Origin of the sequence: Paenibacillus sp. PL91 (genome assembly GCF_012935325.2) — a bacterium.
Lineage (GTDB): Bacteria > Bacillota > Bacilli > Paenibacillales > Paenibacillaceae > Pristimantibacillus.
In genome coordinates this window covers 1-1,975 of the sequence record NZ_JABBYG020000058.1, presented here as the reverse complement: position 1 = coordinate 1,975, position 1,975 = coordinate 1, and the positions used below count along the sequence as shown (strand labels likewise).

The 1,975-nt window shown below is 51.3% G+C and carries 1 protein-coding gene; it reads right to left on the bottom strand.

What is annotated here, in order from left to right; all coding sequences use genetic code 11:
• Window positions 1-40: 40 nt before the first annotated feature.
• A complete protein-coding gene (locus HI950_RS35305; RefSeq protein ID WP_187768226.1) occupies window positions 41-1,687 on the bottom strand; it encodes an RNA polymerase sigma factor in 1,647 nt (548 codons plus the stop codon).
• Window positions 1,688-1,975 lie beyond the last annotated feature (288 nt).

The window sequence follows — 1,975 nt, the reverse complement described above, 5'->3', positions numbered from 1 at the left end:
CCCGGGAACGGCCATTCTTCGTATACATTTCCGAACCGACTTACTTGACCGGCCCCATCCAGGTTGAAATCGTCTTCTGCTGGTGCGGCAACGGCGGTTTCAACTTCCCGTTATCGATCAAATGCTTCAAAATATAAGCGACCAGCCGACCTCCGCCGGTATTGCCTCTCACCATGTAAGCAAGCTGCGGCTCCAAATGCTTCGGCTGATTTTGCAGGAACAGCTTGAGCATTTTATCGTAGAGCTTGCCGACAGCAGGCGCATACAGAGCGGACAAATCCGGCATTGCCTTGTTCAACCGATCCAACGTTTGCGGAGAGTCGATCCAAACCGCATTGAACTTGTACCCCTCCTCCGTCTTGCGGATGTACCCCTTCTCCAGCAGGAACGAATATTGCTCGCTGTTCTCTTCGTTGTCGGGCAGTTCCCCTTGTTGGAACGCATGACAAATCTCGACATTCCGGTATTCCAGGAAACGCCAATCCACCTGGCGGTCGCTCCAGTACGTATTGAATTGCCACAAGTATAAGGGAGTGTCTTCGACGTAGCGGAGCGACGGACCAAAGGTGACGTAACTACTCAAATCAAAACCCGGATCGGCATTGCGGCTCCGGTTCAACGCCGCATAGGCAATATACTGACCTCCGTCCTTTCGCATTGGTGCGACCGCATCGAAGTTGTCGCCCGCCGGCATGCTCCGCCAAGATTGCTCCTCAACGTTCTTGGGCAGCAAGGTCCAGAGCAGGAAGTTATAGTCGCCGTCCGGAACGTACACTCCGCTATCCTCGACTTGCCGGCGAACTTCCATTAACGCGTCGAAATGAACATCGGCCACTTCGGCGGCGCATTCTTGCCAGAATCGATGACCGGCTACGGCCAACTCGAAGAGGTCCCAGACGATGGTATTGCTTTGATATTTGCCGGGAGAGGTTTGGATGAGAAAATTGTAATCGGCCAGGTGCCGGACTTCGCCTTCCAGCAAAGACGGCGGCATTCCGAGCTCCTCCGCGATTTGATGTACGGTACGCGCCTTGTGATAAGCCGCGTAAACGATATTTTGCGCCAAGGCGCGTCCAAGAAAATCGTTGGTTTCGCCCAGTCTGCCGGCCGAACCGGAATGGCCCATTTCCCCCATGCTGACCGGATTGACACTCAAAGTTCCTGTTGCACGCATACGTTTCATCCCTTTCCTTAACTCCTTTTTGGCCTCGCTCAAATGCCATTTCACCGTGTTGACAGGAATGTTCAGAGCAATCGCGATATCGCCGATTTTAAGCTCGTCGTAGTAATGCATGACCACGATCCGGCGATGGATGTCGGACAGAAACGCGACTTCCCGGCGCAGCTCGCGGTAAGCTTCGGTTACCAGCAGCCGGTCAAGCGGCTCCCGGGAAGGGGCGGCCGACAGTTCGGACATGCCGTTGATTTCGATTGCTTGGGGAGCGTGCGCACGCTTTTTCAACCAATTCACCCAAGTGTATCGGGCAACCGTCCAGACGTAAGCCTCAAGGCATCTAATGTCCCGCACCCCGGAGAAGGATTTCAACAACTGCAGCATAATCTCCTGAGCCAGATCCTCCGCCTCCGCCCGCTGCTTGACCCGGTTCAACGCAAAACCGAAAATCGGTTTGACATAGCTCCGAATCGCTTCCGCCGCTTCTTTTCCGTTCTTCCCGATTGAATCCATCTTTTTCCTCCGTAGTTGCATCTGTAATTCCTGACAATCAAATAGTGTGCCAGGCGAAATAAAGGTTGGGATATTTTCAAAAAAATTTGGACGTCCTACCGGATCACTCATACATGTATAATTACAAACATCATGAGTAGGTCATTTGAATGGTTAAAGAGACGTTATGAACTTTTTGTTGAGTATATTGGAAAAGAATTAAACAAGCTGAAGATTACTTTAGATGTAAAGGTCTCACTTTTAGTATATAAAGATACTTTTTTCCGTTCAACTAAGGGAGGATACAAA